The organism is Methylibium sp., from assembly GCF_013817345.1.
In the GTDB taxonomy this organism is placed as follows: Bacteria; Pseudomonadota; Gammaproteobacteria; order Burkholderiales; family Burkholderiaceae_C; genus Methylibium.
On the sequence record NZ_JACDCW010000002.1, the window covers coordinates 1 to 23,163 of the forward strand.

A 23,163-nucleotide genomic window follows, 5' to 3' on the forward strand; every position below is an offset into this window, starting at 1 on the left:
CCCCCCCCCCCGCCACCGCCCGCGCCGCCGGCACCACCGCCCGCGCCGCTACGGCAGGACATCGGCGTCGTCTGCCCGAAGCAGGTCAAGCCCGACGTGCCGCGTCGTGCGCTGCAGGACGGTACTTCGGGCGTGGTGCGTGCGCAGGTGCGCATCAGTGGCGGCGTGATTCAGGAAGTCACCATCCTGTCGGGCCCGCGCGTTTTCCACTCCGCCGTGCGCAACGCCATGCTGCAGTACCAGTGCGCCAGCGGCGCCGGCGAAGTGATCGCGACGCAGGAGTTCGAGTTCAGGATCGAGTAGTGGCCCGGCGCTGGTGCTTCAGACCGATGCCCTCAACCGGGCCGGCCACGCCAGCACCATCGTCATCCCGGGCACGAGCCAACTGGCGGCGCTGGAGGAAGACGATCTGTTCCCCCTTCGCGTGCGGCTGCCGGCAGCCACCAGTACTGGCCTGCGTGAGGCCACTGACCTGCTCATCGACCAGGTACGCGCCGTTTCCAATCGCCGCCTGATCCGCCGGCTGGGCAGTGTGGACGCAGTGGCGCTGGCCCGCGCTGCGCCGGCACTGCGCTGGTTGACCGGGGTTTAAGCAATCGCGTCGAGCAATTCGCTTTCGATCTGCAACTGCTGGCGGTTTCGCTGCAGCGGGGCGCCGTCGATCAGGAAGGTGTCTTCCACGCGCTCGCCCAGCGTCGAAACCTTGGCGAGCTGCAGGTTCAGCCGGTGACGCGCCAGCACTCGGGCAATCGCGTAGAGCAGCCCCGAGCGGTCGCTGGCCGAAACGCTGAGCAGCCAGCGCTGCCCGCGCTCGTCGGGGCGCAGCAGCACGCGCGGCGTGACCGGAAACGAACGCACCCGCCGCGACAGCCGCCCACGGTTGGGCTCGGGCAAGGGCGCACTGCTGGCAACCGCCTGGGCGAGCTGGTGCTCAACCAGCGAGATCAAATCGCGGTAGCTCGTGTCGAGCCGCTGATCGACCTGCGGCGAGATCGCCTGGAAGGTGTCGAGCGCGTAGCCGCTGGTCGTGGTGTGGATCTTGGCGTCGAGGATGCTGAAGTTGGCAGTGTCGAAGTAGCCGCAGATGCGTGCGAACAGGTCGGGCTGGTCGGGCGCATACACGAGCACCTGCAGGCCTTCGCCGATGCTCGACAGGCGAGCCCGGACGATCGGCGTGCGCGTTTTCAAGTGGCTGTACAGCGCGCGCGCATGCCACGCGATGTCGGCCGCCTCCAAGCGCGCGAAGTAGCTGATCTCGAGCGTCGCCCACAGCGGCTGCTCCACGCCCGTGGGCAGCGAGTACAGGTTGAGCACGTTGCGCGCCTCCTGCTTGCGCGCCTCGAGCTCGGCATCGGCATTGGTCCGCTCCCCGCCCAGCGCACGCAGCGTGCTGCGGTACAGGTCCTCGAGCAGCTTGCCCTTCCAGGCGTTCCAGACCTTGGGGCTGGTGCCGCGGATGTCGGCGACGGTGAGCAGATAGAGCGCGGTCAGCCTGCGGGTGTCGTGCACCCGTGCGGCGAAGGCTTCGATGACCTCTGCGTCGCTCAGATCTTCTTTCTGCGCAATGCGGCTCATGGTCAGGTGCTCCTTGACCAGGAACTCGATGAGCTGCGTGTCCTCGCGCCCGATGCCGTGATCGCGGCAGAAGCGCCGCACCTCGGCAGCGCCGAGCTCGGAATGGTCGCCGCCGCGGCCCTTCGCGACATCGTGAAAGAGCGCGGCCACATAGAGCACCCAGGGCCGCTCGAACTGCGCGGCGAGCTGCGAGCAGACCGGGTACTCGTGCGCATGCTCGGGGATGAAGAAGCGCCGCACGTTGCGCAGCACCATGAGGATGTGCTGGTCGACCGTGTAGACGTGGAACAGGTCGTGCTGCATCTGCCCGACGATGCGGCGAAAGACCCACAGGTAGCGGCCCAGCACGGACGTTTGATTGAGCAGCCTGAACGCGTGCGTCTGCCCGCCGCCCGGATGCATGAGGATCTGCATGAACAGCCGCCGGTTCACCGGGTCGCGGCGGAATTCGGCGTTCATCAGCCCGCGCGCGTTGTACAGGGCGCGAAGGGTGCGTGCCGAGAAGCCCCTGACGCCGACCGACTGCTGGTAGGTCAGGAAGGTTTCCAGGATGGCGTGGCGGTCGTGCTCGTAGAGATCGTCGCTGGCCACTTCGAGCATGCCGCCGCGGTCGAGAAACTTCTCGTTGATCGGGCGCATCGGCGCGCCACCCGTGCCGCCGACCTGCTCCTCGATGCCCAGCATGAGAATGAGGTTGAGCTGGGTCACCGCCTTGGCGGCCCAGTAGTAGCGGTGCATCAGTGCTTCGGAGGCGCGCCGCTCGCGTGTGGCCTGGTAGCCGAAACTCTCCGCCACGGCGGTCTGCAAATCGAACACCAAGCGGTCTTCGCGCCGGCCGGCCACCAGGTGCAGCCGGGCACGGATCAGCTTGAGCAGGCCCTCGTTGCGCTGTAGCTGCTTGACCTCGAAGGGCGTCGCGAGACCCTGGGCCGCCAGCGCGCTCCATGTCTTTCCCAGGCCCGCCGCGCGTGCCACCCAGATCAGCACCTGCAGGTCGCGCAGCCCGCCGGGGCTCTCCTTGCAATTGGGCTCGAGTGCGTAGGGCGTGTCCTCGTACTTGGTGTGGCGCTGCCGCATCTCGAGCGTCTTGGCGCGCAGGAAGGCGGCCGGGTCGAGCGCGGCCGCATGCCGGGCCCGGAAGTCCTCGAACAGGCGGCGCGAGCCGCACAGGAAGCGCGCTTCGAGCAGGGCGGTCTGCACCGTCACGTCGCGTTCGGCCTCGGCCACGCACTCGGCGACCGTGCGCACGCTCGAGCCGATCTCCAGGCCGATGTCCCAGCAGGCCGTGATGAAGCCACTGACGGTGGACCGAAGGGCATCGTTGTCGTGCGGCCCGGCATCGTCCTGGCCGTGCGCCGTTGGCAGCAGCACCAGCACGTCGACGTCGGAGTACGGAAACAACTCGCCGCGGCCGTAGCCGCCCACCGCCACCAGCGCCGCGCCCTTGGGCATGAGCGCGTGTTGCCAGAGCTGGCCCAGGCTGACATCGACATGGCGGGCCAGCCCGCGGATCAGTTGCGCGGCCGCCGGCGCTGTCGGCCGCTGGCCACGGAAGTGCTCGATGAGCGCCGCCTTGCCGTCGCGAAAGCGCGCCCGCAGGCCGGGCAGGGCAGGCGCCGGGGCGGGGTCGAGCACCGCGGCCATGTCAGAACCTCAAGCGGCGGCAGCAAGCTCCGGCGGCGCCGGGCTGCCGGCCGAGACGGTCAGCACCTCGTAGCCGCTGTCGGTGACCAGCACGGTGTGCTCCCACTGCGCCGAGAGCGAGCGGTCCTTGGTCACGATGGTCCAGCCGTCGCCCAGTTCCTTGATCTCGCGCCGGCCGGCATTGACCATCGGCTCGATGGTGAACACCATGCCCGGCGCCAGTTCTTCCAGGGTGCCCGGGCGGCCGTAGTGCAGCACCTGCGGCTCCTCGTGGAACTTGCGGCCGATGCCGTGGCCGCAGAACTCGCGCACGATGGAAAAGCCCTGCCGCTCGGTGAAGGTCTGGATCGCGTGGCCGATGTCGCCCAGGCGCATGCCCGGCTTGACCTGGGCGATGCCGCGCCACATCGCCTCGTACGTGAGCTGGCACAGGCGCTTCGCGGCGATGGAGCCCTCGCCGACGATGTACATACGGCTGGTGTCGCCGTGCCAGCCGTTCTTGATGACGGTGACGTCGATGTTGACGATGTCGCCGTTCTTGAGCGGCCGTTCGTTGGGAATGCCGTGGCAGACCTGGTGATTGACAGAAGTGCAGACCGACTTGGGGTAGGGCGTGTAGCCCGACGGCGCATAGTTCAGCGGCGCGGGAATCGCGGCCTGCACGTTCACGATGTGATCGTGCGCGAGTCGGTCCAACTCTTCGGTGCTGACGCCGGGCACCACATGCGGCGTGAGCATGTCCAGCACCTCGGAGGCGAGTCGCCCGGCGATGCGCATGCCCTGGGCATCCGCTGCAGTCTTGATCGTGATCGGCATGGCCGGAATTATCACACCGGCCCCGTAAAATTCCGGGTCCGGCCAGGGCGGCCCGGCGCTGCCGACAAGCCTTCGCGCGGTTCTTCCGGCGCAAGGCGCGCCGCCTGCCTGCTGCCGCCGCAGCTTCTCATTCATCCAGTCCATGACGCCTTCCACGCCCACGATCCTGTTCTTCGAAGGCGGCAATGCGCTGCCCGCTTTTCGCGCGCAGGCACTCCTGCCGCGATTGCAGGGGGCGGTGTCGCGCGTGGCCGGCGTGCATGCGCGCCATGTGCATTGGGTGCTGCCGGCGGAAGAGGCGAGTCGCCAAGCGCGCGACACGCTGGCCGCGCTGCTGCGCTACGGCGACGCCTACGAAGGTCCGGACAGCGGCGAGCGGGTGGTGGTGATGCCGCGGCTCGGCACCGTGTCGCCTTGGGCGAGCAAGGCCACCGACATTGCGCACAACTGCGGCTTGGCGGTGCGGCGCATCGAACGGGTGACCGAGTTCCACATCGTGCTCAAGAGCGGCCTGCTCGGTGGGGCCAAGCCGCTTACCGCTGCCGAACGCGAGGCTGTAGCAGCGCTGCTTTACGACCGCATGACCGAAAGCGTCGCCTTCGATCGCGACGCCGCGCGGCAGCTTTTCGACGTGCAGCCGGGCAAGCCGATGGAGACGGTGGACGTGCTCGGCCGCGGACGTGCGGCGCTGGAGGCAGCCAACCGCGACTTCGGGCTGGCACTGAACGCCGAGGAGATCGACTACCTCGTGGCGGCGTTCACCGGCCTGGCGCGCAACCCGAGCGACGTCGAGCTCATGATGTTCGCGCAGGCCAACAGCGAGCATTGCCGGCACAAGATCTTCAACGCGCGCTTCACGATCGACGGTCAGGAACAGGAACACTCGATGTTCCAGATGATCCGCCACACCCACCAGACGGCACCGCAGCACACCATCGTCGCCTACAGCGACAACGCGGCGGTGATGGCCGGTGGGCCCGTCGAGCGCTGGGGGCCGCTGAGCTATACCAATGCCCCGGCCTACGGCGCGCGCGAAGAAGTTGCGCATGTGCTGATGAAGGTGGAAACGCACAACCACCCGACGGCGATCTCGCCGTTTCCGGGCGCGGCCACGGGCTCGGGCGGCGAGATCCGCGACGAGGGCGCCACCGGGCGCGGCGCCCGGCCCAAGGCGGGGCTCACCGGCTTCTCGGTCTCCAACCTGCGCCTGCCCGGCCTGGCCGAGCGCTGGGAGCGCGTCGACTACGGCAAGCCCGAGCACATCGCCAGCGCGCTGGACATCATGACCCTCGGCCCGCTCGGCGGCGCCGCCTTCAACAACGAGTTCGGCCGGCCGAACCTCGCGGGCTACTTCCGCGTGTACGAACAGACCGTCCCCGCGGCGGCGGGCGAGGAGCGCCGCGGCTATCACAAGCCCATCATGATCGCCGGCGGCCTGGGCTCGATCGCCGAAGGCCAGACGCACAAGATCGCTTTCCCTGCCGGCACGCTGCTGGTCCAGCTCGGCGGACCCGGCATGCGCATCGGCATGGGCGGCGGAGCGGCGAGCTCGATGGCCGCCGGTACCAACACCGCCGCACTCGACTTCGACTCCGTGCAGCGCGGCAATCCCGAGCTGCAGCGCCGCGCGCAGGAGGTCATCAACCACTGCTGGTCGCTCGGCGAAACGAACCCCGTGCTGGCAATCCACGACGTCGGCGCGGGCGGCCTGAGCAATGCCTTTCCGGAGCTGGCGCACGACGCCGGCCGCGGCGCGCGCTTCGACCTGCGCAAGCTGCCGCTGGAGGAAAGCGGCCTCGCGCCGCGCGAGATCTGGTGCAACGAAAGCCAGGAGCGCTATGTGTTGGCCATTGCGCCGCATAGTCTGCCGATCTTCGAGGCGATGGCGCTGCGCGAGCGCTGTCCGTTCGCCGTGGTCGGCGTTGCGACCGAAGCCGCGCAACTGGTGCTCGAGGACGGCAGTGAAGGCGAGCAGGCCGGTGCGCCGGTTCGGCCGATCGACATGCCGATGGACGTGCTGCTCGGCAAGCCGCCCAAGATGCACCGCGACGTGCGGCGAGCGGTGCGCCGCTTCGCGCCGGTGGACCTCACCGACGTGCCGCTCGAACGCGCCTGCTTCGACGTGCTGCGCCATCCCACCGTGGCGAGCAAGCGTTTCCTCATCACGATCGGCGACCGCACGGTCGGTGGCCTCAGCCATCGCGATCAGATGGTCGGCCCGTGGCAAGTTCCGGTGGCCAATTGCGCCGTCACCCTGGCCGACTACGCGGGTTTTCGCGGCGAGGCGATGGCGCTGGGCGAACGCACCCCGCTGGCCGTGATCGACGCGCCGGCCGCCGGCCGCATGGCTGTGGCCGAGGCAATCACCAACCTGCTTGCCGCACCGATCGAGCTGGCGCGCGTCAAGCTGAGCTGCAACTGGATGGCCGCCTGCAGCGACGACCCCGCCGCGCCGGGCGACGATGCGGCGCTTTACGAGACCGTGCGCGCCGTCGGCCTGGAGCTGTGCCCGGCGCTCGGCATCTCGGTGCCCGTCGGCAAGGATTCGTTGTCGATGCGCACGCGCTGGAGCGAGGGCGAAGGTGCTGAGCGGCAGGCGAAGCAGGTGACGGCGCCGGTCTCGTTGATCGTCACGGCCTTTGCGACGCTGGCCGACGTGCGTGGCACCTTGACGCCGCAACTGCAGATCGCAAACGCCGGTGCCGCTGCCGGCGGCGTGGACGCCGGGGACAGCTCGCTGATCCTGATCGACCTGGGCGCCGGCCGCAACCGGCTGGGCGGCTCCATTCTTGCCCAGACGCTGGAGCAGGTTGGCGACGAGGTGCCCGATCTCGACGACCCGGCGCTGCTCAAGAGTCTGGTGAGCGCCATCGATCGCCTGCGCGCTGCCGACCTGCTGCTCGCCTACCACGACCGCAGCGATGGCGGCCTGTGGGCGGCGGTGTGCGAGATGGCCTTCGCCGGCCACTGCGGCGTCTCGCTCAACGTCGACCTGCTCGTGACCGAGGGTGACGGCATCCAGGACAGCCGCATGGACTGGGGCGACGCAAAGAACTGGGCTGGGCAGACGGCAGAGCGCCGCAACGAGCTGACGCTCAAGGCCCTGTTCGCGGAAGAACTGGGCGCCGTCATCCAGGTGCGCACCGCCGAGCGCGACGCGGTGATGCAGACCCTGCGTGAATTCGGCCTCGGCCGCCACAGCCACGTGATCGGCAAGCCCAACGCGCGCGGCATTGTCGAAGTCTGGCGCGACACCAAGGCCGTGTTCTCGGCGCCGCTGCAAACCTTGCAACAGGCCTGGGACGAGGTGAGCTGGCGCATCGCGCGCCTGCGCGACAACCCTGCCTGCGCCGATGCGGAGCATGCCGCCGCCGGTGCGCCTGACGACCCCGGTTTGCACCTGCACCTGACGTTCGATCCCGCCGAGAACATCGCCGCGCCTTTCCTGAACCTGGCGCGGCCCAAGGTCGCGATCCTGCGCGAGCAGGGCGTCAATTCGCACCTCGAGATCGCCTACGCGATGGACAAGGCGGGCTTCGACTGCCACGACGTGCACATGAGCGACCTGCAGGCGGGCCGCGCGCGGTTGGCCATGTTCCAGGGCCTTGTGGCCTGCGGCGGCTTCAGCTACGGCGATACGCTCGGCGCCGGTGAAGGCTGGGCGCGCTCCATCCTCTTCAACGCCGCGCTGGCCGAACAGTTCGCCGAGTTCTTCAACCGCCGCGACAGCTTCGCGCTCGGCGTGTGCAACGGTTGCCAGATGATGGCCGCGCTCAGCCCCATCATTCCCGGCACGCAGGCGTGGCCGCGTTTCACCCGCAACGTGAGCGAGCAGTTCGAGGCGCGGCTGTCGATGGTGGAGGTGCTCGAATCGCCGTCGATCTTCTTCACCGGCATGGCCGGCAGCCGGCTGCCCGTGGCGGTGGCGCACGGCGAGGGTCACGCCGACTTCTCGCAGCGCGGCGACGCGAAGGCGGTGCGGCGCGTACTGCGCTTCGTCGATCATGCCGGCCAGCCGACCGAGGCCTATCCCGCCAATCCAGGAGGTAGCGCGCAAGGCCTCACGTCGGTAACCACGGACGACGGCCGCTTCACGGTGCTGATGCCGCATGCGGAGCGGGTGTTCCGCAACGTTCAGATGAGCTGGACGAGCGGCGACGCGAGCGCGGCAAGTCCGTGGATGCGAATGTTCGCGAATGCAAGAAAGTGGGTCGACTGAGGCCTCGCCCGCGCTGTCGGACGCGGCAGCCGTTGCGATAGCCAGGCACCCCCACGAGCCGGAACGTGGCCGTGAGTGCCGAGATGAAGACGAGACATCCCGCACGCCCGACCGCGGCGTTCGAGCACTCTCTTCAGGAGCGCGTCGAGGCTTCGCGTACATTGCCTTGGCTACAAGGAGGGAATGATCGTGGATGTCGACGTCAGCAACCTGCGACAGCAACTGCCGGACTACCTTGCGCGCGTTCGTCAGGGCGAGCACGTTCGGGTCATATCCCGAGGCCGGGTCGTCGCCGAACTCATGCCGCCTGCGCCGGCACCGGATAAGGCCGCCGCCGTGCGGCAGCGGCTGAAGGGCAGCGCGCTGCGACATGACGATCCGACCGGGCCGGTGCTTGCCCATCAAGAATGGCAAATGCACCGCGAGTGATGCGCAGCATCTGCAGCGCAGCGTGAAGGTGTGATGCCCCCGCAAGCGCGCATCTGGTGAGAGCCGCCTTCGACGCTTCACCGGCCTGCCGCTACGACCGCCTCGACGCGCTGCGCGGCTTCGCCATCGTCTGGATGGCGCTGTTCCACTTCGGCTTCGACCTCGCGCACTTTCGCCTGATCGACGCCGACTTCTACCGCGACCCGTTCTGGACCTCGCAGCGCACCGCAATCGTCAGCCTGTTCCTGTTCTGCGCTGGACTCGGCCAGGCGGTTGCCGTCGCGCAGGGTCAGAGCTGGCGCCGCTTCTGGCGACGCTGGGCGCAGGTGGCGGCATGCGCTCTCCTCGTCAGTGCCGGCAGCGCGCTGATGTTCCCGAGAACCTGGATCAGCTTCGGCGTGCTGCACGGCATCGCGCTCATGCTCGTCGTTTGCCGCCTGAGTGCCGGCTGGGGCCGCTGGCTGTGGCCACTCGGCTTGGTTGCGATCCTGCTGCCGCAGTTCGTTCAGCATCCCTTCTTCGACACACGCCTGACCAATTGGGTCGGCTTGGTGACGAGAAAGCCGTTCACCGAAGACTGGGTGCCGCTCCTGCCCTGGCTGGGCGTGATGTGGTGGGGCGTGGCGGCCGGGCACTGGCTGCTGGCTCGGCGGCCGGTGTGGCTTGCCGGTGGACTGGCGCCGGGACTGCAACTGCTGGCCCGGCTCGGCCGCTGGAGCCTCGTCTTCTACATGCTTCACCAGCCGGTGCTGATCGGTGCGTTGCTGGCTTGGCAGGCTCTGGCTTGAGGTGGGTCGCGCCCATGAAAGAAGCGCCCCGCGGGGCGCTTCTTCATCAGCGGCAAACGGTTTACTTCAGCGGGGCTGAGCGTCGGACGGCGCCGCCGCGGGCGCTTCCTCGAACTTGTAGTCGGTCTTGGCCTTGTTCTTGAGTTCGTCGCGGAAAGCCAGCAACTTTTGCTGCCCCAGACGCTGCTCGATCTGCGGCTTGAGTTCTTCCAGCGGCGGCACCTGCGCCTCGCGCACGTCCTCGAGCTTGAGGATGTGCCAGCCGAACTGGCTCTTCACCGGCTGCGCGGTCATCTCGCCCTTTTTCAGCTTAACCATGGCCTCGGAGAACTCGGGCACGTAGTTGTCAGCCGGGGCCCAGTCGAGGTCGCCGCCGTTGGTGGCCGAGCCGGTGTCCTTGCTCGATTTCTTGGCCACGTCCTCGAACTTGGCGCCGCCTTTGATGCGCTTGATCAGCGCCTTGGCTTCGGCTTCCTTGTCGACCAGGATGTGGCGGGCACGGTATTCCTTGCCGCTGGCCTGGGCCTTGAACTTGTCGTACTCGGCCTGGATGTCGGCGTCGCTGACCGGGTTGTTCTTCTGGTAGTCGGTGAAGAGCTCCCGGATCAGCAGGCTCTGGCGCGCGTTCTCCATCTGCTGCTGGTAGCTCTCGCTGGCGGGTAGGCCGCGCTTCTCGGCTTCCTGCACGAAGATCTCACGCAGCACCACTTCGTCCTTGATCTGGCGGTCCATGTCGGGCGGGACCTGTTGGCCCTGGCTCATCGCCTGCTGGACCACCTGCGTCATCAGCGCATCAGCGCGCGCCTTGGGCACCGGCTTGCCGTTGACGGTGGCGATGTTCTGCGCGGCGGCGAACGTCGGAACCAGTAGAGCGGCGGCCAGGCCGATGGAAGCAAGACGGGCGGCAAGAATGGACGGCTTCATGCGATGAACTACCTCGGGTGTTGGATGGGGGGGCGGGGCGGGCAGCGACCGAGTGGAAGGCCGATCTCCGGCCAGGCGGGACAGGCCTCGGGCTCGCAAAACAGGCTCTTTCAGGCGCCGGGGCGGGCCGCTTCTGCGGGCGCAAGCGTGGTCAGCGCCAAGGCGTGAATGCCGCGGGGCATCCACAAGGCGACGGCATCATACACAAGGCGATGTCGCGCCGGCCTTGCGAGGTTTTCGAAGCGCGCACTGACGACATGAACGCGAAAGTGACGGCCTTCGCGGGCACCAGCATGGCCGGCGTGCAGGTGGCTGTCGTCGTGCACTTCCAGAAGGAGCGGCGAGAGCGCGCCTCGTATCGCGGCCTCGACCTCGGCCGCGCTCGGCGCGAACTCGGGCGGCGAGGAAGTCGGCGCGCAGGCGCCCAGCGGCGTGTCACTCATCTTCGGCCTTCACATGACGGCTCATGTACAGGCCTTGAGCCAGGGTGAACAGGAGCATCAGGCCGACGCCGCCGAACAGCTTGAAGTTCACCCAGGTGTCGGTCGAGAAGCTGTAGGCCACATACAGATTGAGCAGGCCCATGAAGGCGAAAAAGCCGATCCACATGAAGTTCAGATTGCGCCACACCGCGGGCGGCAACTCGAGCTGGCCGCCCATCAGCACTTGCAGCAGGTTTTTGCGCCAAAGTGCCTGGCTCAGCCAAAAGGCCGTGCCCATCACCCAATAAAGGACGCTCGGCTTCCATTTGATGAAGGTTTCGTTCTGAAACCAGATGGTGGCGCCGCCGAGCACCGTGACCAGGCCCAGGCTCACCCACAGCATGGTCTCGATCTTCTTGCGCCGTGCCATCAGCCAACCGATCTGCACAAAAGTGGCAACGATCACGACCAGGGTGGCCAGCAGCACGGGCGCCAGCTTGGCGCTGATCACGCTGCCTGCCACGAGCATGCCGAAATGCTCGGTGGCGAACGCCGCGGCGGCATCCGGTTCGCCTTCTGCGAGCTTGAAAACCAGGAAGAACAGGACGATGGGGAAGATGTCGAACAGCAGTTTCATCGGGCAAGAGGGCTCGCAGGCCGGGCGTCGGTGAAAGGGGGATTGTCCTCTGCCGCGACCCAGGCTCGCGCTTTCAGCCCTTCGGCTTGAAGTCGAGCGAGGCGGAGTTGATGCAGAAGCGCTCGCCGGTCGGCGCCGGGCCGTCCTCGAACACATGGCCGAGGTGCGAGCCGCAGTCCTGGCAGCGCACCTCGACGCGGACCATGCCGTGGGCCTTGTCGACCACGCGCTCGATGATCTCGCCGCGCAGGGGCTGGAAGTAGCTCGGCCAGCCGCAGCCCGCGTCGAACTTGGTGTCCGAGGCGAAGAGGGGGGCGCCGCAGGCCACGCAGTGGTAGACGCCTTCTTGCCAGTGATCGGCGTACTTGCCGGTGAAGGCGCGCTCGGTGGCGGCGTTGCGCGTCACGTCGAACTGAATGGGGTCGAGCTGGGCGCGCCACTCGGCGTCGGTCTTCTCGACCTTGCGGGGTTTGTCGTCGCGGTTTCTGTCTGAGGTGCTCATGATGAACAGGAAACCTCCAGGGTTTGCGCCCAGTCGGGCGGGAAGTCGGCATCGGCCGCGTGCTCGGGCTGTTCGTCGAAGGGGTGCTGCAGAACTTCCAGCAGCCGCGCCGTCTCGCCAAAGTCACCGCCTTGGGCCGCACGAATCGCGTTTTCGCACAGGTGATTGCGCAGCACGAACTTCGGGTTGACGCGGTTCATGCGCTCGGCGCGTTCGGCGTCGATGCTGGCTTCGGCCCTGAGGCGAATGGCATAGCGCACGGCCCATGCGTCGAAGGCGGCGCGGTCGAGGAAGAGATCACGCACGGGGCTCGGGTCGGCCTCGGTGTAATCGGCGAGCCGGCGCCAGGCAATGGTGAAGTCGGTGCGCTCGGCAGCGAGCAGCTCGAGCCAGCCGTCGATCAGCGCCGGGTCGCCATCGTCCACCGTGGCGAAGCCGAGCTTGGCGCGCATGCGCGATTGCAGGGTTTCGGCAAAACCGCTGCGGTAGGGCTCGATGGCTTCGAGTGCCAGCTCTCCGGTGGCTTCGCTGACCTCTTCGCCGTTCGCGATCAGCGGCAGCAGGGCCTGCGCCAGCGCGTGCAGGTTCCACAAGGCGACGCCCGGCTGGCGCGCATAGGCGTAGCGGCCCTGATGGTCGGAGTGGTTGCAGACGTGGCCCGGGTCGAAGCCGTCGAGAAAACCGAAGGGCCCGTAGTCGATGGTCAGGCCGAGCAGCGACATGTTGTCGGTGTTCATCACGCCGTGGCAAAAGCCGACGGCCTGCCAATCGGCGATGAGCGTCGCAGTGCGGCGCGCCACCGCCTCGAGCAGAGCGGCATAGGCGTTGGGCGTATCGACACATTCAGGGTAGTAGCGTTCGATCGCGTAGTCGGCCAGTGTGCGCAAGGAAGCCGGTTGGTCGTGATGAGCGAAATGCTCGAAGTGACCGAAGCGCAGGAAGCTCGGCGCCACTCGCATCACCACCGCCGCGGTCTCGATCGCTTCTCGCCGCACCGGCAACTTTGATCCGACGACGGCCAGCGCCCGGGTGGTGGGAATGCCGAGGTGGTGCATCGCCTCCGAACACAGGAACTCGCGAATCGACGAGCGCAGCACGGCCCGGCCATCGCCCATACGGGAGTAGGGCGTCATGCCGCTGCCCTTGAGCTGCAGCTCCATCGGGCCGCGGGGCGTATCGATCTCGCCGAGCAGCAGCGCACGGCCATCGCCCAGCTGCCCCGCCCACACGCCGAACTGATGGCCGCTGTAGACGGTGGCCAGCGGCTCGGCGCCTTGCCAGGGCGTTGCTCCGGCCAGCACCTGCAGCGCGCGCCAGTCGGGGCGCTCCGCCCAGTCCGGAGGCCAACCGAGGCTGGCGGCCAGGTCGTCGCTGCGCGCCACCCAATGCGGCTCGGGCACGGCCTGCGCCGGCAGGAGTGTGTAGAACGCCGGGCCGAGCCGCGCGTAGCGGTTGAGCCAGCGCAGCGGCGGCGCGGCCACGTCTTCTTGCAGATCGAGCGGGGCGTGCAGTGCTGTCATGCAAGGCAGTCTATCGATGCGCCCCGGCCCGTTCGACCGCTAGGGCTAACCCGCAGCCGACTCCTTGGGGGCTCCTATGATCCGCGATCGCTTTCATTGCCGGAGACACGAACCATGGCACGCCTGATGGGCCAGATGATGCAGATGCCGCTGCTGATCTCTTCGGTGATCGTGCATGCCGCGTGCCACCACGGCGACACCGAAATCGTCTCCAAGCGGGTCGAGGGCGACCTGCACCGGACCACCTATGCCGAGTGCGAACTGCGCTCGAGAAAGCTCGCTCAGGCCTTCGCGCGGCTCGGCTGCACCGACAGCGACCGCATCGGCACCCTGGCCTGGAACGGCTACCGGCACCTGGAGATCTACTACGCCAGCTCGGGCTCCGGACTCGTGTGCCACACCATCAATCCGCGGCTTTTCCCGGAGCAGATCGCGTGGATCGCGAACGACGCCGAAGACCGCGTGCTGTGCTTCGATCTCACCTTCTTGCCGCTGGTGGAAAAGCTCGCACCTTCGCTGCCGCACATCAAGCACTACATCGCGATGACCGGTCGTGCCCACATGCCGGCGCAGACCGGCATTCCGAACCTGCTGTGCTACGAGGAACTGGTCGAAGCCGAGAACGGCGACTACGCCTGGCCCGAGTTCGACGAGAACACCGCCTCGAGCCTCTGCTACACCTCCGGCACCACCGGCCATCCGAAGGGTGCCGTCTACAGCCACCGCTCGAGCATCCTGCACGCCTATGCCGTCTCGCTGCCCGACAGCATGGGCAACTCGGCGACCGACACCATCTTGCCGGTCGTGCCGATGTTTCACGTCAACGCCTGGGGGCTGCCGTACGCCGCGCCGCTGGTCGGCTGCCGGCTGGTCTTTCCCGGCCCGCACATGGACGGCAAATCGCTGTACGAGTTGTTCGAGAGCGAGCAGGTCACTTTCAGCGCCGGCGTGCCGACCGTGTGGCTCGGCCTGCTGGCTTACGTGAAACAGAACGGCCTGAAGTTCAGCAGCTTCAAGCGCACGGTGATCGGCGGCTCGGCGTGCCCGCCGGCCATGCTGCGCACGCTGGAAGACGACTTCGGCGTCAGCGTGATCCACGCCTGGGGCATGACCGAAATGTCGCCGGTGGGCACGCTGGCCCGGCTCAAGGCCAAGCATGCCGGGCAGCCGGTGGCCGAGCAGCGCCGCCTGCTGCAAAGCCAGGGCCGCGTGGTTTATGGCGTGGACATGGCGTTGATCGGCGACGACGGCAGCACCCGGCCCTGGGACGGCAAGACCTCGGGCGACCTCGTCGTGCGGGGGCCGTGGGTGATCGACCGCTACTTCAAGCAGGACGCCTCGCCACTCGTGCAGGCCGACGGACAAGCCTGGTTTCCGACCGGCGATGTGGCGGCGATCGACGCAGACGGCTACATGCACATCACCGACCGCAGCAAGGACGTCATCAAGTCCGGCGGCGAATGGATCAGCTCGATCGAGTTGGAGAATATTGCGATGGCGCACCCGGCCGTTCACGAGGCTGCCGTGATCGCCGCGGCACATGCCAAGTGGGACGAGCGGCCGCTGCTGGTGGTGATCAGGAAGCCCGGCGCCGAGGTGACGCGCGAGGAACTGCTCGCCCATTACGAAGGCCGCATCGCCAAGTGGCAGATTCCCGACGACGTGGTCTTCGTGACCGAAATTGCACATACGGCTACCGGCAAGATACAGAAGCTCAAGCTGCGCGAGCAATTCATGGATCATGTTCTGCGAGGGGCCTGACGGCCTCGCGCGAGAACCGCGAGAACCGTGTCCGGTCGGCGACAGGTGCATGTCGGGATGTCCCTCAACCGGTGCGTGAACTTGAGACTTACGCTCGTACGGTGGACGAATCAGCACGGCCGACGGCCGCCAAGGAGGCAGCGATGCAATTCAGGAAGCGCTTGTTCGGTCTGGTGGTCGGCGCGGGCCTCGCCCTGAATGCCGGCGCGGCGTTTGCGCAGAAGGGCGAGACGGTCAAGCTGGCCTTCATCGACCCGCTGTCGGGCCTGATGGCGTCGGTGGGCCAGAACCAGGTGCGCAGCTTCCAGTTCTTTGCCGACAAGTTCAACAACGACGCCATGCTCAATCCGGCCGGCGTGAAGTTCGAGGTCATTGCCTTCGACAACAAGCTGAGCCCGACCGAGAGCCTGACGGCGCTGAAGGCCGCCATCGACCAGGGCGTGCGCTACATCACCCAGGGTGACGGCTCCGCAGTGGCGGCGGCGCTGATCGATGCGGTCGGCAAGCACAACGATCGCAACCCGGGCAAGGAGATCGTCTACCTCAACCACTCGGCGGTCGACCCCGACTTCACCAACAGCAAGTGCAGCTACTGGCACTTCCGCTTCGACGCCGACACGTCCATGAAGATGGAGGCCATGACCACCTTCATCAAGGACCTGCCCGACGTCAAGAAGGTCTACCTGCTCAACCAGAACTACTCGCACGGTCACCAGGTTGCCAAGTTCGCCAAGGAGATCCTCGGGCGCAAGCGCCCCGACATCCAGATCGTCGGCGAAGACCTGCACCAGCTCGCCCAGGTGCGCGACTTCTCGCCTTACATCGCCAAGATCAGGGCCAGCGGCGCCGACACCATCGTGACCGGCAACTGGGGCTCCGACCTCACGCTACTGATGAAAGCGGCCAACGAGGGCGGCTACAACGGCAAGTTCTTCACCTTCTACACGGGCGTCTCCGGCACGCCCACGGCGATCGGCAAATCTTTCGAGGGCAAGATATTCCAGGTCTCGTACAACCACTACAACATGGGCGGGCAGATGGGCGAGTGGCAGGCCGAGTACAAGAAGAAGTTCAACGACGATTTCTACACCGGCTCGGTGATCCACATCTTCAACGCGCTGTCGCAGTCGATCGCCAAGGCGAAATCCACCGATCCCGTCAAGGTGGCCGCAGCGCTGGAGGGCCTAAGGTTCAAGAGCTTCAACGGCGACGTCGAGATGCGCCGGGCCGATCACCAACTGCAGCAGACGCTCTACATGACAACCTGGCAAAAAGCCTCGGCCGAGTTTCCCTACAGCCCCGAAAACACGGGCATGACGCTCGCACCGGTAAAGACATTCGAGCCGTACGTGTCGAGCACGCCGACGAGCTGCCGGATGAAGCGCCCTTCGTCGCGGCCGGCGTGACGCTCGAACAGGCGCATGGCGTCTGCTGCTGAGCCGGTGGGGCTCGATCGGTGACCCCGCATCGAGCCCCTTCCTTTGACGCCGCGGGCTCATAGCCCAACGCCCGCGCACATCCCACCCACCGACCCGAATGGAATTCTTCGCAATCTCCATGCTCAACGGCCTGAGCTACGGGCTGTTGCTGTTCATGCTGAGTTCGGGCCTCACGCTGATCTTCAGCATGATGGGCGTGCTGAACTTCGCCCACGCCAGCTTCTACATGCTCGGCGCCTACATCGCCTATACGGTGGCGCAACTGGTCGGCTTCTGGGCGGCGCTCTTCTTCGCACCGCTGCTGGTGTTTGCGCTCGGCTCGCTGTTCGAGCGGGCCTGCTTGCGCAAGGTGCACAAGTTCGGCCACGTGCCCGAGCTGCTGGTCACGTTCGGAATTTCCTACGTGATCCTGGAACTGGTAGCGCTGATCTGGGGCCGCGGCGCGGTCGATTTCATGCCGCCGCCCGCCCTGCAGGGGCCGGCCTTCACGCTGGTGAGTGCGCCTACCGAGGGCCTGCAAATGGTGTGGGGCGCCGCCGCGCCGGCCTTGTGCAGTGCGGCCGGCGTGATCTGCTCGCCGTTTCCCGCCACGCGCGGCTTCATGATGCTGGTCGCGCTCATGATGCTGCTGGCGCTGTGGCTGCTGCTCACGCGCACGCGCATCGGCCTGGTCATCCAGGCGGCGCTCACGCACCCGGAAATGGTCGAGGCGCTCGGCCACGACGTGCCGCGCGTGTTCATGCTGGTGTTCGGCGCCGGCGCCGGGCTGGCGGGCTTGGCGGGCGTGATCGGGGGCTCGACCTTCGTCACCGAACCGGCGATGGCCTACACCGTCGGCTCGGTGATCTTCGTCGTGGTGGTGGTCGGCGGCATGGGCTCGCTGTCGGGTGCCTTCCTGGCCTCGTTGATCATCGGCGTGGTGCAGACCTTTGCCGTCGCGCTCGACTACTCGCTGGCGAGCGCTTTCGAGCAGCTCGGCATCGCGCTCAGCCCCACTGTTGCCGGCAACAGCGTGTTCAGCCTCACCATCTCGCAGGTCGCGCCGATCCTGCCGTACCTGTTCCTGGTGCTGATACTGATCTTCCGGCCCAGGGGCTTGCTCGGCACGCGGGAGGGCTGAGCCGGCATGAACAGACCGACTGCGACGGCTGACCTTGAGCCTGCGGTGCTCGCCGTACAAGGAGTACCGCTGAGCTTTCCGGCGACGCCAGCCGGGCTTGCGCGCCACGGTCTCTTCACGCTTTCCCGGAAGCCGGCGGAGGTCTACCACTACAAGCCGCACAACGTGGGCCGTTGGCTCGTTTGGGGGCTGTTCGCGGTGGTATTGATCGCCGCACCCATGCTGTTCACCAGTGGCCTGTCGCGCTCGATGCTTTCGCAGATGGGCATCGCCATCATTGCCTGCCTGTCCTACAACATGCTGCTGGGGCAGGGCGGCATGCTGAGCTTCGGCCATGCGGTCTACACCGGCCTGGGCTCCTACCTCGCGATTCACGCGCTCAACAGCGTGGCCGGCGGCCAGTTGCCGATCCCCGTGAGCCTGATCCCGCTGGTCGGCGGCCTGGCCGGCATGTCCTTCGCGTTGCTGCTCGGCTTCGTGACCACACGCAAGGCCGGCACGCCCTTCGCCATGATCACGCTCGGCATCGGCGAGCTGGTGTTCGCGGCCTCGCTGATGATCCCGGAGTTCTTCGGCGGCGAGGCCGGCGTGTCGGGCAACCGGGTGGTCGGCGAGGCGGTGGCGGGCATCACGTTCGGCCCGCAGATCCAGGTCTATTACCTGATCGCGCTCTACACCTTCGTGTGCACCGCCGCCATGTTCGCCTTCACGCGCACGCCGCTCGGCCGCATGCTCAATGCCGTGCGCGACAACCCCGAGCGCGTGCAGTTCATCGGCTACAACCTGCAGCGCGTGCGCTGGTTCGCCTTCATCATTGCGGGCTTCTTCGCCGGTGTGTCGGGCGGGCTGTACTCGGTCAACTTCGAGATCGTCACGGCCGAGGTGGTCGGCGCGGCGCGCTCGGGCGCCTACCTGCTGTTCACCTTTCTCGGCGGCACGACCTTCTTCTTCGGCCCGATCATCGGCGCCGTCCTGATGATCGTGGCTTTCGTGCTGCTCAGCGAGTTCACGCAGGCCTGGCTGCTCTACCTGGGCCTGATCTTCCTGTTCATGGTGATGTACGCACCGGGCGGCATCGCGAGCCTGATCATGATGAACCTGCGCGTTGCGGCGTACGGCAAGCTCAGGAAGCTGTTCACGTCCTACCTGGCACTGGGCGGCACGGCGCTGGTCATGCTGGCCGGCGCGGCGGCGATCATCGAGATGATCTATCACCTGCAGCTCGGCACTTCGCTGGGCAGCACGCTGCGCTTCATGAGCGTGCCGCTCGACGCACACAGCCTGGACAGCTGGTTCGGTGCCGGCTTCGTGATGCTCACCGGCCTGGCGCTGTTCGAACTGACGCGCCGAGAGTTCGCACGGCAGTGGGGCGTGGTGCAAGAAGAGATCGAGCATGAGATTCGAAAAAGGGATGCGCTGTGAGTGCGGTCGTGCCCACCCGCTCATCGGCCTTCGCCGTCGAGCTGAAAAACGTCTGCAAGCGCTTCGGCAAGACCGAGATCATTCGCGGCGCCAATCTGGCGGTGAGGCCGGGCGAGCGAGTCGCCGTCATCGGCCCCAACGGCGCGGGCAAGTCGACGCTCTTCAACCTGATCAGCGGGCGCTTTCCCATCAGCAGCGGCGAGATCGCCCTGCACGGCGAACGCATCGACGGCCTGGAGCCCTACGAGATCAATCGCAAGGGACTGGCCCGCAGTTTTCAGGTGAGCAATCTGTTCACGCGGTTGTCGGTGTTCGAGAACATCCGCTGCGCGGTGCTGTGGTCACTGGGCTACCGCTATTCGTTCTGGAAGTTCCTCGCCGATCTGACCGACGCCAACGAGCGCGCGGAGCAGGTCATGGAGATGATCAAGCTCGAGCGCAAGCGCGACGCGCTGGCGATGAACCTGACCTACGCCGAGCAGCGGGCGCTGGAAATCGGCATCACGATTGCGGGAGGCGCCAGCGTCATCCTGCTCGACGAGCCGACGGCCGGCATGAGCAAGAGCGAGACGCAGCGCTTCATTCAACTGATCCGGGAAGTGACCGAGGGGAAGACTCTGCTGACCGTTGAGCACGACATGGGCGTGGTGTTCGGCCTGGCCGACCGCATTGCGGTGCTGGTCTACGGCGAGGTGATCGCCTTCGACGAGCCCGAGGCGGTGCGGGCGAATGCCAAGGTCCAGGAGGCTTACCTCGGCTCGATGCCGGCCGAGCAGCCGGCGCAGGCGGCAAACACGGCGGCGCCGGCCTGAGCCATGCTGCAGTTGTCCGACCTGCACGCGTTCTACGGCAAGAGCCATGTGCTGCACGGCGTGTCGCTCGAGGTCGAGCCGGGCGAGATCGTCAGCATCCTGGGCCGCAACGGCTCGGGCCGATCGACCACCGTCAAGACCGTCATGGGCCTCGTGAACGGGCGGGGTTCGGTGAAGTGGAAGGGCGAGGAGATCCTCGGTCACAAGGCTTTCGACATCGCTCACCGCGGCGTCGGCTATGTCCCCGAAAACCGCGACATCTTTCCCAAGCTCACCGTGCACCAGAACCTGCAGCTCGGTGAGAAAGGGCGGCGCAAGCGCGGGGAGAACGGCAGTCAGAAGGAGCCGCGCTGGTCGTTCGACGACATGTACCAGCTGTTCCCGCGCCTGAAGGATCGCCAGCACACCGAGGCCGGCGTCCTTTCGGGGGGCGAGCAGCAGATGCTGACCCTGTGCCGCACGCTGATGGGCGACCCCGAGCTGATCATGATCGACGAGCCCACCGAGGGGCTGGCGCCGAAGGTCGTCGAATTGGTCGCGGAGTTCCTGAAGGAGCTCAAGCGGCGCGGCCTGTCGGTGCTGCTGGTCGAACAGAAGCTGACCATCGCGCTGGAAATCTCCGAGCGCTGCTACGTCATGGGCCACGGCCGCATCGTCTTCGAGGGCACGCCGGCCGACTTGCGAGGCAACGCCTATATTCGCAAGGAGTGGCTGGAGGTCTAGAGCGCGGAGCGAAGGGCGAGGGGCCCCGGACCACGGGAATCGACCAGCGCAGCGATCGGCGAGGGAGCGGCCTCGATGGCCGCGACCGAGTGCCCGCGCTGCGCCGACTGTCTTGTCACTGCAGCGACATCCCCCCCGAGCACTTTCCATCCAGAATCGAACGATCGTGCTATTGCCGCCCGAGGCGGCTTTCAACACCGAAGGGCCGACCATGAGCGCCATCTACGAAGCGCACGGCGACGTCGCCGTCATCACGCTGAACAACCCGCCCGTCAACGGCCTGGGCTTCGAGACGCGTCGCGGCATCACCGACGCGCTCGCGAGGGCGCAGGCGGACGGCGCCGTGCGCGCCATTGTCATCACAGGCGCCGGCAAGGCCTTTTCGGGCGGTGCCGATATCAAGGAGTTCGGGTCGCCGAAGGCCTTGGCCGAACCCAACCTGCTGAGCGTGATCCGGACGGTGGAAAACAGCAGCAAGCCGGTGGTCGCAGCGATCCACACGGTGTGCATGGGCGGTGGGCTCGAGCTGGCGCTGGGCTGCCATTACCGCGTGGCCTCGCCCGGCGCGAACATTGCGCTGCCGGAGGTCAAGCTCGGCCTGCTGCCGGGTGCCGGCGGCACGCAGCGGCTGCCGCGTGCGATCGGCGTGGAGAACGCCCTCAACATGATCGTCAGCGGCGAGCCGGTGAAGAGCGAGCTGCTGGCACAGGCGCCCGGGCAGCAGCTGTTCCAGAAAATCATCGAGGGCGATCTGCTCGAAGGCGCGGTCGCTTTCGCGCGCTCGATGGCCGACGCGCGCCCGCTGCCGCGCGTGCGCGATCTGAAGGCGATGCATCCGAACGCCGACGCGTATTTCCAGTTCGCGCGCAACACCGTGCGCGCCATGGCCAAGCACTTCCCGGCGCCGGTTCGCTGTGTCGATTGCATCGAACAAGCGGTCAAGGCCAGGTTCGAGGACGGCATGCGCTATGAGCGCGAAGCCTTTGCCGCGCTGATGCTGACGCCGGAATCCAAGGCGCTGCGCCATGCGTTCTTCGCCGAGCGCGCGGCCAGCAAGATTCCCGACGTTCCCGCCAACACGCCACTGCGCCCGGTGAACAAGGTGGCCGTCATCGGCGCGGGCACCATGGGCGGCGGCATCGCCATGAATTTCCTGAACGCCGGGATCCCGGTCGTCATGCTGGAGCAAAAATCCGAAGCGCTCGAACGCGGCGTCGCGACCATCCGCAAGAACTACGAGGCGCAGGTCAAGAAGGGAAAGCTGAAGGCCGACAAGTACGACGAGCGCATGAACCTGCTCTCGACCACGCTCGATTACGCCGACCTGAAAGACGCGGACATGGCGATCGAGGCGGTGTACGAGGACATGGGCGTGAAGGAGAAGGTCTTCAAGGCGCTCGACGAGGTGATGAAACCCGGCGCCATCCTCGCCAGCAACACCTCCACGCTCGATGTCGACAGGATCGCCGCCTTCACCCGACGGCCCGAAGACGTGATCGGCACCCACTTCTTCAGCCCCGCCAACGTGATGAGACTGCTCGAGGTGGTGCGCGGCGAGAAGACCGCCAAGGACGTGCTTGCCACGGTCATGCAGCTCGGCAAGAAAATCAGGAAGACCTGCGTCGTCTCCGGCGTATGCGACGGCTTCATCGGCAACCGCATGCTCGAGCAGTACACGCGCCAGGCCGGCTTCCTGCTGGAGGAGGGCGCCACGCCGGAGCAGGTCGACAAGGCCTGCGAGCGGTTCGGCTTTGCGATGGGCCCTTTCCGCGTGGGCGACCTTGCCGGCAACGACATCGGCTGGGCGATCCGCAAGCGCCGCTACGTCGAGAAGCCCCACATGCGCTACAGCAAGACCGCCGACCTGCTGTGCGAGAAGGGCCGCTTCGGCCAGAAAACGGGCGCCGGCTGGTACGACTACCAGCCCGGCAAGCGCGATGCGATCCCGTCGAAGGACGTGGTGGACATGATCGCGCAGCACCGTGCCGACCTCGGCATCACGCCGCGCAAGATCGGCGACGAGGAGATCGTGCACCGGCTGGTCTATTCACTGGTCAACGAAGGCGCGAAGATTCTCGACGAAGGCATCGCCTCTCGTGCCTCCGACATCGACATGGTCTACCTCACCGGTTACGGCTTTCCGCTTCACCGCGGCGGGCCGATGTGCTACGCCGACACGCAGGGTCTCTTCAACGTGGTGCAAGCGATGAAGCGCTTCGCAATGAACCCCAACGACGACGCCGAGGTCTGGCAACCCGCCCCGCTGCTGGCTCGGTTGGCTGCCGAAGGGAAAACTTTCACCTGACAGGAACTTCCGCCTGCGCCGGGCATTGAAGGACGTTGCTGCAACCCCTCGCTTTCCCTGAACGCAGGAACCCTGAATTGCCCCCTCTCCCTCTGGGAGAGGGCT

General features: G+C 66.9%; 18 protein-coding genes and 1 pseudogene. 12 read left to right on the plus strand and 7 right to left on the minus strand.

Annotation, left to right across the window (positions count from 1 at the left end):
* Both H0W40_RS00540 and H0W40_RS00545 read left to right on the plus strand, forming a co-directional pair.
* Window positions 1-303: pseudogene (locus tag H0W40_RS00540) on the plus strand (energy transducer TonB); the annotation flags it as partial.
* 10 nt (window positions 304-313) lie between these two features.
* Entirely contained in the window at window positions 314-592 is a 279-nt protein-coding gene (locus H0W40_RS00545) for a type II toxin-antitoxin system PemK/MazF family toxin (RefSeq protein WP_292442162.1), read from the plus strand.
* On the opposite strand, the gene H0W40_RS00550 is transcribed toward H0W40_RS00545, so the two are convergent.
* Window positions 589-3,219 carry a [protein-PII] uridylyltransferase gene (locus tag H0W40_RS00550; RefSeq protein WP_292442011.1) on the minus strand — a complete coding sequence of 877 codons (2,631 nt, stop codon included), beginning with the start codon at window positions 3,217-3,219 and terminating at the stop codon, window positions 589-591. The two genes, H0W40_RS00545 and H0W40_RS00550, sit on opposite strands and share 4 nt — an antisense overlap.
* Before the next feature lie 9 nt (window positions 3,220-3,228).
* On the minus strand, window positions 3,229-4,035 hold the full coding sequence (gene map / locus H0W40_RS00555) for a type I methionyl aminopeptidase (protein ID WP_292442013.1): 807 nt from the start codon (window positions 4,033-4,035) through the stop codon (window positions 3,229-3,231).
* 142 nt (window positions 4,036-4,177) lie between these two features.
* On the opposite strand from map, the gene purL reads away from it, so the two are divergent.
* From purL to H0W40_RS00570, 3 genes are all read left to right on the plus strand, one after another.
* Window positions 4,178-8,254: a phosphoribosylformylglycinamidine synthase gene (purL, locus tag H0W40_RS00560; RefSeq protein ID WP_292442015.1), complete on the plus strand. Its 4,077-nt coding sequence runs from the start codon at window positions 4,178-4,180 to the stop codon at window positions 8,252-8,254.
* 189 nt (window positions 8,255-8,443) lie between these two features.
* On the plus strand, window positions 8,444-8,683 hold the full coding sequence (locus H0W40_RS00565) for a type II toxin-antitoxin system Phd/YefM family antitoxin (RefSeq protein WP_292442017.1): 240 nt from the start codon (window positions 8,444-8,446) through the stop codon (window positions 8,681-8,683).
* Between the two features lie 56 nt (window positions 8,684-8,739).
* Window positions 8,740-9,471: a DUF1624 domain-containing protein gene (locus H0W40_RS00570; protein ID WP_292442019.1), complete on the plus strand. Its 732-nt coding sequence runs from the start codon at window positions 8,740-8,742 to the stop codon at window positions 9,469-9,471.
* Window positions 9,472-9,537: 66 nt separating this feature from the next.
* On the opposite strand, the gene H0W40_RS00575 is transcribed toward H0W40_RS00570, so the two are convergent.
* The 5 genes from H0W40_RS00575 to H0W40_RS00595 all read right to left on the minus strand — a co-directional run bounded on the left by H0W40_RS00575 (window position 9,538) and on the right by H0W40_RS00595 (window position 13,476).
* A complete protein-coding gene (locus H0W40_RS00575; protein ID WP_292442021.1) occupies window positions 9,538-10,395 on the minus strand; it encodes a peptidylprolyl isomerase in 858 nt (285 codons plus the stop codon).
* Between the two features lie 110 nt (window positions 10,396-10,505).
* A complete protein-coding gene (locus H0W40_RS00580) occupies window positions 10,506-10,838 on the minus strand; it encodes a BolA family transcriptional regulator (RefSeq protein ID WP_292442023.1) in 333 nt (110 codons plus the stop codon).
* The gene (locus tag H0W40_RS00585) at window positions 10,831-11,454 is read right to left on the minus strand and encodes a septation protein A (protein WP_292442025.1); all 624 of its coding nucleotides are present in this window, start codon (window positions 11,452-11,454) and stop codon (window positions 10,831-10,833) included. Before H0W40_RS00585 ends, H0W40_RS00580 begins: the two co-directional genes overlap by 8 nt.
* Window positions 11,455-11,527: 73 nt before the next feature.
* Complete coding sequence (msrB, locus tag H0W40_RS00590; RefSeq protein ID WP_292442027.1) at window positions 11,528-11,956, minus strand: peptide-methionine (R)-S-oxide reductase MsrB; 429 nt, start codon at window positions 11,954-11,956, stop codon at window positions 11,528-11,530.
* Window positions 11,953-13,476: a YdiU family protein gene (locus H0W40_RS00595; protein WP_292442030.1), complete on the minus strand. Its 1,524-nt coding sequence runs from the start codon at window positions 13,474-13,476 to the stop codon at window positions 11,953-11,955. The genes msrB and H0W40_RS00595 overlap by 4 nt, the downstream gene beginning before the upstream one ends.
* Before the next feature lie 114 nt (window positions 13,477-13,590).
* On the opposite strand from H0W40_RS00595, the gene H0W40_RS00600 reads away from it, so the two are divergent.
* The 7 genes from H0W40_RS00600 to H0W40_RS00630 all read left to right on the plus strand — a co-directional run bounded on the left by H0W40_RS00600 (window position 13,591) and on the right by H0W40_RS00630 (window position 23,058).
* A complete protein-coding gene (locus H0W40_RS00600; protein ID WP_292442031.1) occupies window positions 13,591-15,237 on the plus strand; it encodes a 3-(methylthio)propionyl-CoA ligase in 1,647 nt (548 codons plus the stop codon).
* Window positions 15,238-15,380: 143 nt separating this feature from the next.
* On the plus strand, window positions 15,381-16,643 hold the full coding sequence (locus H0W40_RS00605) for a branched-chain amino acid ABC transporter substrate-binding protein (protein WP_292442033.1): 1,263 nt from the start codon (window positions 15,381-15,383) through the stop codon (window positions 16,641-16,643).
* Between the two features lie 130 nt (window positions 16,644-16,773).
* Window positions 16,774-17,796 (plus strand): branched-chain amino acid ABC transporter permease, encoded by a 1,023-nt coding sequence (locus H0W40_RS00610; RefSeq protein WP_292442034.1) that lies wholly within the window; start codon window positions 16,774-16,776, stop codon window positions 17,794-17,796.
* 165 nt (window positions 17,797-17,961) lie between these two features.
* The gene (locus tag H0W40_RS00615; RefSeq protein ID WP_292442164.1) at window positions 17,962-19,218 is read left to right on the plus strand and encodes a branched-chain amino acid ABC transporter permease; all 1,257 of its coding nucleotides are present in this window, start codon (window positions 17,962-17,964) and stop codon (window positions 19,216-19,218) included.
* The gene (locus H0W40_RS00620; protein WP_292442036.1) at window positions 19,215-20,030 is read left to right on the plus strand and encodes an ABC transporter ATP-binding protein; all 816 of its coding nucleotides are present in this window, start codon (window positions 19,215-19,217) and stop codon (window positions 20,028-20,030) included. Before H0W40_RS00615 ends, H0W40_RS00620 begins: the two co-directional genes overlap by 4 nt.
* Window positions 20,031-20,033: 3 nt before the next feature.
* Window positions 20,034-20,753 carry an ABC transporter ATP-binding protein gene (locus tag H0W40_RS00625; RefSeq protein ID WP_292442038.1) on the plus strand — a complete coding sequence of 240 codons (720 nt, stop codon included), beginning with the start codon at window positions 20,034-20,036 and terminating at the stop codon, window positions 20,751-20,753.
* A 211-nt stretch (window positions 20,754-20,964) separates the two neighbouring features.
* Entirely contained in the window at window positions 20,965-23,058 is a 2,094-nt protein-coding gene (locus tag H0W40_RS00630; protein ID WP_292442039.1) for a 3-hydroxyacyl-CoA dehydrogenase NAD-binding domain-containing protein, read from the plus strand.
* The last annotated feature ends 105 nt before the right edge of the window (window positions 23,059-23,163 follow it).

What these genes read in the sequence shown, in the direction of transcription:
- H0W40_RS00550 (WP_292442011.1), bottom strand. Translation starts at nt 3,219, where the DNA reads ATGGCCGCGGTGCTCGACCCCGCCCCGGCGCCTGCCCTGCCCGGCCTG.
- map (WP_292442013.1), bottom strand. Translation starts at nt 4,035, where the DNA reads ATGCCGATCACGATCAAGACTGCAGCGGATGCCCAGGGCATGCGCATC.
- purL (WP_292442015.1), top strand. Translation starts at nt 4,178, where the DNA reads ATGACGCCTTCCACGCCCACGATCCTGTTCTTCGAAGGCGGCAATGCG.
- H0W40_RS00575 (WP_292442021.1), bottom strand. Translation starts at nt 10,395, where the DNA reads ATGAAGCCGTCCATTCTTGCCGCCCGTCTTGCTTCCATCGGCCTGGCC.
- H0W40_RS00580 (WP_292442023.1), bottom strand. Translation starts at nt 10,838, where the DNA reads ATGAGTGACACGCCGCTGGGCGCCTGCGCGCCGACTTCCTCGCCGCCC.
- H0W40_RS00585 (WP_292442025.1), bottom strand. Translation starts at nt 11,454, where the DNA reads ATGAAACTGCTGTTCGACATCTTCCCCATCGTCCTGTTCTTCCTGGTT.
- msrB (WP_292442027.1), bottom strand. Translation starts at nt 11,956, where the DNA reads ATGAGCACCTCAGACAGAAACCGCGACGACAAACCCCGCAAGGTCGAG.
- H0W40_RS00595 (WP_292442030.1), bottom strand. Translation starts at nt 13,476, where the DNA reads ATGACAGCACTGCACGCCCCGCTCGATCTGCAAGAAGACGTGGCCGCG.
- H0W40_RS00600 (WP_292442031.1), top strand. Translation starts at nt 13,591, where the DNA reads ATGGCACGCCTGATGGGCCAGATGATGCAGATGCCGCTGCTGATCTCT.
- H0W40_RS00605 (WP_292442033.1), top strand. Translation starts at nt 15,381, where the DNA reads ATGCAATTCAGGAAGCGCTTGTTCGGTCTGGTGGTCGGCGCGGGCCTC.
- H0W40_RS00610 (WP_292442034.1), top strand. Translation starts at nt 16,774, where the DNA reads ATGGAATTCTTCGCAATCTCCATGCTCAACGGCCTGAGCTACGGGCTG.
- H0W40_RS00625 (WP_292442038.1), top strand. Translation starts at nt 20,034, where the DNA reads ATGCTGCAGTTGTCCGACCTGCACGCGTTCTACGGCAAGAGCCATGTG.
- H0W40_RS00630 (WP_292442039.1), top strand. Translation starts at nt 20,965, where the DNA reads ATGAGCGCCATCTACGAAGCGCACGGCGACGTCGCCGTCATCACGCTG.